This window comes from Tepidimonas sp. (assembly GCF_036824975.1).
In the GTDB taxonomy this organism is placed as follows: domain Bacteria; phylum Pseudomonadota; class Gammaproteobacteria; order Burkholderiales; family Burkholderiaceae_C; genus Tepidimonas.
In genome coordinates this window covers 1-7,095 of record NZ_DAISZC010000075.1, presented here as the reverse complement: position 1 = coordinate 7,095, position 7,095 = coordinate 1, and the positions used below count along the sequence as shown (strand labels likewise).

7 protein-coding genes and 1 pseudogene are annotated in these 7,095 nt (G+C 67.8%); 1 reads left to right on the top strand and 7 read right to left on the bottom strand.

Annotation, left to right across the window (positions count from 1 at the left end):
- Positions 1 to 436: Smr/MutS family protein (locus V7Z54_RS08560; RefSeq protein ID WP_334135846.1), on the top strand; the 436-nt coding region annotated here is incomplete at its 5' end.
- Between the two features lie 116 nt (positions 437 to 552).
- Here the strand turns inward: V7Z54_RS08560 and V7Z54_RS08555 are convergent.
- The 7 genes and pseudogenes from V7Z54_RS08555 to V7Z54_RS08525 all read right to left on the bottom strand — a co-directional run.
- Positions 553 to 3,159, bottom strand: coding sequence for an ABC transporter permease (locus V7Z54_RS08555; protein ID WP_334135845.1), 2,607 nt, complete (start codon positions 3,157 to 3,159; stop codon positions 553 to 555).
- A gap of 153 nt (positions 3,160 to 3,312) precedes the next feature.
- A complete protein-coding gene (gene upp, locus V7Z54_RS08550) occupies positions 3,313 to 3,957 on the bottom strand; it encodes a uracil phosphoribosyltransferase (protein ID WP_334135843.1) in 645 nt (214 codons plus the stop codon).
- Complete coding sequence (locus V7Z54_RS08545) at positions 3,954 to 4,826, bottom strand: formate dehydrogenase accessory sulfurtransferase FdhD (protein ID WP_334135841.1); 873 nt, start codon at positions 4,824 to 4,826, stop codon at positions 3,954 to 3,956. The genes upp and V7Z54_RS08545 overlap by 4 nt, the downstream gene beginning before the upstream one ends.
- Before the next feature lie 65 nt (positions 4,827 to 4,891).
- Positions 4,892 to 5,212 carry a hypothetical protein gene (locus V7Z54_RS08540; protein ID WP_334135839.1) on the bottom strand — a complete coding sequence of 107 codons (321 nt, stop codon included), beginning with the start codon at positions 5,210 to 5,212 and terminating at the stop codon, positions 4,892 to 4,894.
- Positions 5,213 to 5,231: 19 nt separating this feature from the next.
- Positions 5,232 to 6,386 (bottom strand): formate dehydrogenase subunit gamma, encoded by a 1,155-nt coding sequence (locus tag V7Z54_RS08535; protein ID WP_334135837.1) that lies wholly within the window; start codon positions 6,384 to 6,386, stop codon positions 5,232 to 5,234.
- A 20-nt stretch (positions 6,387 to 6,406) separates the two neighbouring features.
- Positions 6,407 to 6,661, bottom strand: coding sequence for a hypothetical protein (locus tag V7Z54_RS08530; RefSeq protein ID WP_334135836.1), 255 nt, complete (start codon positions 6,659 to 6,661; stop codon positions 6,407 to 6,409).
- A 2-nt stretch (positions 6,662 to 6,663) separates the two neighbouring features.
- Positions 6,664 to 7,050, bottom strand: a pseudogene (locus V7Z54_RS08525) (4Fe-4S dicluster domain-containing protein); the annotation flags it as partial.
- Between the last annotated feature and the right edge of the window lie 45 nt (positions 7,051 to 7,095).

The window sequence follows — 7,095 nt, the reverse complement described above, 5'->3', positions numbered from 1 at the left end:
CCAGCGCCACGCCGACGAACGGTCCGTGATGCAAGCCGCCCTCAGCGATGAGTTTGACGTCGAAACCCTGCTGCACACCGACGAGCACCTGAGCTACCGCCGCCCCGGCCTGGGGCCGGACATGGTGCGCCGCCTGCGCCGGGGCGATTGGACCATTCAAGCCGAACTCGACCTGCACGGCCTGCGCACCGATGAAGCGCGCACCCAGCTGGCCGTATTTATTCGCGAGGCGCACAAGCAGGGGCTGCGCTGCGTGCGGATCGTACATGGCAAGGGGCTAGGCTCACCCGGCAAAACCCCGGTGCTCAAAGGCCGCGTGCACAGCTGGCTGGTGCAGAAAAGCGAGGTGCTGGCGTTCGTGCAGGCTCGCCCGGCCGACGGGGGTGCGGGCGCCCTCATCGTGCTGCTGCGCGCAGCCACCCACCACCGGGCGTAATCGGCCACCGACACGCAGCGGCTGGCGACGCGATCGTTGCGGCACTGGACGTCGAGCCCGCCCGGTCAGCCGCGCTGTCAGACCGGCATGCGGCGTATCGGGTACGCAGCCAGGCATCAATCAGCCGCCCGGCGCAGGGTCTGCACCACTGGAGCGCGCAACAGCCCCCGCAGCGACCACCAGCCCGCCAGCCACGCCAGCGCCACCCCGGCCAGTGCCCCGGCCAGCGGCACCCAGGGCGACACCTGCCAGTCGAACTCGAACACCCGCCGCGCCAGCGCCCAGCCCACAGCGGCTGCGGCCAGCGCTGCCAGCACCCCCGCCAATGCGCCCACCCCCGCCAGTTCGGCGCGCTGCATGTGCCGCAACAGCGCCGCCGGGGCTCCCAGCGCGCGCAGCACCGCGTATTCGCGTTCGCGCTGAGTGCGCGTGGCCCCCACCGTGGCCAACAGCATCAGCACGCCCGCCGCCACGCTGAAGACAAACAAAAACTCCACCGCTCGAATCACCTGCTCCAGCACGCGCTGTACCTGCGCCACCGCGGCGCTGGTGTCCACGTTGGTCACATTCGGGAAGGCGCGCAACAGCGCGCGGTCAAATCCCGCCTGCTGCGGCGCACGATAGGCGGCGATGTAGGTGTAGGGCACATCATCGCCCAACTGCGCTACGGGGTAGAGGGCGAAGAAGTTGACCCGCATCGACGCCCAATCCACTTTGCGCAAACTAGTGATACGGGACTCACGGGGCACCCCGGCAATGTCGAACGTCAGCCGGTCGCCCAGCCGCAGCCCCAACGTCTGCGCCAGCCCCTCCTCCACGCTGACCGCTGCCGCTTCCTCTGGCAGCCAGCGCCCGGCCATCACCGGGTTGTGTGGGGGCAGTGCGGCGCTGTACGACAGGTTGAACTCGCGCTCCACCAACCGTTGCGCCCGCTCGCCCTCGAACTGCGCCGGGCGCACCGGCTTGCCGTTGATGGCCACCAGGCGACCGCGCACCATCGGGTACCAGTCCAGCCGCTGCACCCCATGCTCGGCCAAAAAGGCGCGAAACGGCTGCGCCTGATCCGGCTGGATGTTGATGACGAAGCGGTTGGGTGCGTCGGGCGGCGTCGCACGACGCCAGCTGTCGATCAGATCGGTGCGCACCAGCACCAGCAGCACCAGGGCCAGCAGCCCCACCGCCAGACTGCACACCTGCACCACCGCATACCCGGGCCGCGCGGTGAGCTGGCGCGTCGCCAGCAGCAGCCAGCGCGGTGCCGACGATTCGGCCACCAGCGCGCGCAGCACCTGCAGCGCCAGCCACGCCACGACGGCGAACACGGCCACCGCCGCTACGAACCCGCCCACCGCGATGGCGCCCAGCGTCAAGTCGCGGCTGGCCACCAGCAGCAGCGCAACGAACCCGCCCGCCCCCGCCAGCCACACCGCCGCCGAGGCCGCGCGCACCCCGCCGACTTCGCGCCGGATCACGCGCAGCGGCGGGGTCTGCGCCAGCTGCAGCACCGGCGGCAACCCGAAGGCGGCCATCAGCGCCAGCCCTACCCCCAGCCCCAGCGCCACCGGCGCCCCACCGGCAGCAGGCAGGCTGGCCTGCAACAAATCGGCCAGCCACCAGACGAACACGAAATGCACCGCAAAGCCCAGCGCCGTCCCCACCAGCGCCGCCACCACGCCCGCCAGTGCGAAGCTGACGGCGTAGCTGCCCGCCATGCGCGCCTGCGACAGCCCCAACACGCGCAGCAGGGCACAGCCATCCAGGTGCCGCAAGGCGTACTGGCGCGCCGCCACCGCCACCGCCACGGCCGCCAGCAACGCGGTCAGCAGCGCCACCAGGCGCAGGAACTGCTCGGCACGCTGCAGCGTCTGCTGCAACTCGGGTCGGCCGCTCTCCACGGTTTCGATGTGCGTGCCGCGCTCGCCGGTTTCGGTCAGACGCGACTGCGCCCAGCGCTCGAACCGGCGCACGGCAGCGGGCTCCCCTGCCACCACCAGCCGGTATTGCAGACGACTGGCAGGCTGCACCAAACCGGTATCTGGCAGATCGTCCAGCGCCATCAGCACGCGTGGCGCAAAGTTCAGAAAGCCCGCCCCGCGGTCCGACTCTAGCGTGACGATACGCGCCAGCTCGAACGCGCGCTCACCCAGCCACAGACGCTGCCCCAGCCGCAGGTCCAACGCCTCCAACAACGCCGCATCCACCCACACCTGACCACGCACTGGCTGACCCGGCCCGGGTTGCCCGAGCCGGTCGGCCGGGTCGGTGCTGGTGCGCAGCTCGCCGCGCAACGGGTATGCGGCCGACACCGCCTTCAGCGACACCAAGCGTGCGTCCCCACCCTCGGCATCGTCGGCGCGTGCCATGGTGGGAAACGTCACATGCTGGGCGACGGCCAGACCGAGGGCGCGCGCCTGTTGCTCGTACTCGGCTGGCAAAGCATGATCGCTGCGCAGCACCACGTCGCCGCCAAGCAGCTGGCGCGCATCGCGCTGCAACCCGGCCTGCAGGCGGTCGGCAAAAAACGCCACCGCGGTCAGCGCCGCCACCGCCAGCACAATGGCCAGCGTCAGCACCGTCAGTTCGCCCGAGCGCCAGTCGCGCCAGAGTGCGCGCACGCCTAGCGCCCAGACGGTGGGCGCAGCGCCGCCGTGCTGAACCGCTGGCAAGATCGAGTCGGCCAGCGGATGCGTTGACACACCAGGAGGAGGGGCAGATATCGTCATGGTCGAGCGCGGTGCCTGCGTCGGGCACTCCCCATCGAATAGAACACTGTGCTCACGGCAGGTTCCACAGCCCATCGAACGCAAGCACGGGGGGCACGCTCGCCCTCTCCGACGTGCCGGCGTGATCTCGGTCGTCAACCGACGTTACGTCTTTTATTTGGTTCCGAAAATCCGGTCACCGGCATCACCCAAACCAGGCACGATGTAGCCGTGATCGTTGAGCCCTCGATCCACGGCTGGAGTGTAGATCGCCACATCGGGGTGGTGACCGTGGAAATTGGCGATACCCTCAGGACAGGCCACCAAACAGACGAAGCAGATCGAGCGCGGATGCAGCCGCTTGAGCAGGTCTACCGCCGCCACCGCCGAGTTGCCCGTGGCCAGCATGGGGTCGAGCACGATCACGTCGCGCTCTTCCATGCCGGACGGCATCTTGAAGTAATACTCAACGGGCTTGAGGGTGGCGGGGTCGCGGTACAGGCCGATGTGGCCGACCCGCGCGCTGGGCAACACCTCCAGCATGCCATCCAGAAAGCCGTTGCCGGCGCGCAGAATCGAAGCCAGCACCGTTTTTTTGCCGTCGATCACCCGGCCGGTGGTCTTCTCCAGCGGCGTCTCGACCTCCACCTCCTGCGTGGGCATATCGCGCGTGACTTCGTACGCCAGCAACGCGCTGAGTTCGTGGATCAGTTGGCGGAAGGTCTTGGTGCTGGTGTCCTTGCGACGCATCAGCGTCAGCTTGTGCTGCACCAGCGGGTGGTCGATGATGTGGACACGTCTTTCGGGGGCCGCACTCATGGCAGCGGAGTATCCCACACCAGCCGCTGCGGATGCGTGTAGCACAGGAAACGGGTGTGGATGGCGCGCCCGATGGCACACAGGCCAACGCGCTCGGCCACCTCCAACCCCATCTGGGTGGTGCCACTGCGCGAGATGACGATGGGGATCCCCATCTGGGCGGCCTTGATGATCATCTCGCTGGTCAGCCGCCCAGTGGTATAGAACACCTTGTCGTCGCCGCGCAGCATATCGCCACCCTGCAGCCACATCCAGCCCGCGATGGTGTCGATGGCGTTGTGGCGCCCCACGTCCTCGACAAACAACAGCAGCTCCTCACCGCGGAAGAGCGCGCAGCCATGCACCGAGCCCGCCTGCTTGTACGTCGAGTCCTGTTCGCGCACGGCACGCAGGATCGCGTAGAGCTGCGACTGGCGCAGCCGCGCCTGCGGCACCAGCGCAATTCCCTCGAGCGCATCCATCAGCGAGCCAAACATGCTGCCCTGTCCGCAACCGGTGGTCACGACGCGCTGCGCAGTGCGCGCTTCCCAATCGGGCAGACCGCTGCGCGTGTGCACGGCGGCGGCACCAACGTCCCAATCGACGGTAACCGACTCGATGTCGTCGAGCGACGACACCAGCCGCTGATTGCGCAGATAGCCCAGCACCAGCCATTCGGGATGCGCCCCCAGCGTCATGAGCGTGACCAGTTCCCGCCTGTCCACGTACACCGTCAGGGGTCGCTCGGCCGGAATGCGGATGTTGCGGCGCTGGCCAAACTCATCGACGACCTCGATGGTTCGGGTCAGCGGCGCGCGCGCCGCACTCAGCCGTGGCAGACGCACTGCCTCGGATGCCACCCCAAATGCCAACGGTTCATTGAGCCACATGCGCCACCCATCCGTTGCGGTGCCGGCCAACTGGGCCTTGCCGAGGTCTCCGACCAAGCCCCCAGTCAGGACTTCTTGGCCGCCGGCCCCGGGACCGGGGCCGCAGCCGCCCCGGGTGGGACGAAGGGACCAGGATCGTTGCACGCCGGCGCATTCGGCGATGGCTTGGCCTGCGGATGGGCTTTGAAATAGTGGGCGGCGGCGCGTTCGGCCGCCCGGCATGTCTGGTAGGCCTCGACCCTGCCCTGATGCGCGGCTTTCGCCTTAGCCAGTTCCGCGGCAGCCTTCTGTTCCTCGGTTAGCTGCGGGGTGGGCAACTTCGCCTGCGCCACACCTCCGCCAACCAACAGCGCCAGTGCCAACGCCCAGATGCGGTTCCGATCCATCGCTGCACCTCCTTGTTCGTCACACCTTCACCGCCGGCGCGTGGGCCGAAGCGGCCGGCGCAGGCGTGCTGCGCTGAGTGGGAATCCGGCCGGCCTTGATGTCCTCGTACCACAGCTCATGGTGCTGACGCGCCCAGATCTCGTCCACGTAGCCGGTCTTCATGGCCTGGTACGCCCCCTCGGTGCCGATCGTGCCCATGTAAATGTGGCCGATGAACAGTGCCATCATCAGCATCGCGGCGCTGGCGTGAATCATGTGCGCCACCTGCATATTGCCACGCACATATGCCAGGTTGGGAATGACCTTGTCCAAAAACAGGCCGGAGCCGACCACGATCAGTCCCAGCAGGAATACGCCGCCCCAGAAGACGATTTTTTCGCCTGCATTGAAGCGATGCGACGGCACTTCGTGCTCACTCAGCAGTCCACCAAAGCGTCTCAACCACGTCCAGTCCTCGCGGCGAGGTAGGTTGTCGCGCACGAACGTCACGATGACCACCAGCAGCGACACTGCAAACAGCGGGCCGACGAAGTTGTGCACATTTTTCAGCGCATACGTCAGCCAGCCGAACAGCGTGGTGCCGATGATGGGGCGCAGGAAGAACTGGCCGAAGGCCAGCACGATGCCCGACACCGCCAGCAGCACGAACGCAACCGCGTTGGTCCAGTGCGCCGCGCGCTCAAAGGCGGTGAAGCGTTCGATCTGGCGTCCGGTGGGCACGCCATGCAGCTTCAACGGGCCATTGACCGCGTAGAAAATCCCCACCGCCACCAGTGCGATGAGCAGCAGCGCCCCGCCGTAGGGCAGGATGACGCGGTTGCGCACCTGCCGCCACGCCTCACCGGCATTCGTCACCGCAGCGCCCGGATACTGCACCGTCGGCTGGATCAGCACGCCGTACTCGGCGTATGGAAAGTTGACCGTGCCCTCGACGCCCTGCCCCACCTGACGCCACATCGGGGCGTTGTTGCCGGGCTGAACTTGGGCACGCGCCGCGTTGTCCTGCTGCGCGTAACCTGGGAGGGAGGCCGCATCGACCAAGGTAGGGGGTTGCGCTGACTGCGCCGCTTGGGGCACCTGCTGGGCCTGTGCCACCGGCCCGGCGAGCAACAGCACCGCCAGCCCCAACGTGCGTCCGAGGGCGGCAACGCGCAAGGCCATCGACACGTTCATGGTGCATCTCCCCGTCGCGTTCACTGGGTTGCCGCCGACGGGCGGCTGTATTCGTTTTGACCGTACTGGGCCCGGACCCGCAGGTGCTGTGCCCAGCTGTTGCGTTCCCCGGCCTGCCAGCCACTGTCGGCAAACGCCGTGCCCACGGTGCCCGTGTAGGCCGGCTGATCGGACTTGATACCCGTGGCGGTCTGCGGTTTTTCGCCACAGCCAGCCAGCGCGGCCACCACCGCCAGCGCCCCCACGCCGAAGCGTCGATGCCAGTACCGGTTCATGTTCATGCTCCCGCTTTCGCTTGGGTGCCGTACGCGGTGCCCCAGCCCCACACCTCGGCACCCTTGCCACGCTGCACGACGCGGCTGCGGAAAATCTCGGCCACCACGTCGCCGTCGCCAGCCAGCAGCGCCTTGGTTGAGCACATCTCGGCGCAGGCAGGTAGCTTGCCCTCGGCCAGCCGGTTGCGCCCGTATTTCTCGAACTCGGCCTGGCTGCCGTTGGGCTCGGGACCGCCAGCGCAGAACGTGCACTTGTCCATCTTGCCGCGCACACCGAACGTGCCCTGACCGGGGAACTGCGGCGCGCCGAACGGGCAAGCGTAGCTACAGTAGCCGCAGCCGATGCAGACGTCCTTGTCGTGCAGCACCACGCCTTCCTCGGTACGGTATTAATTCGGCCACGAAATATCGTACGAATCAAGCGCCATATTTGA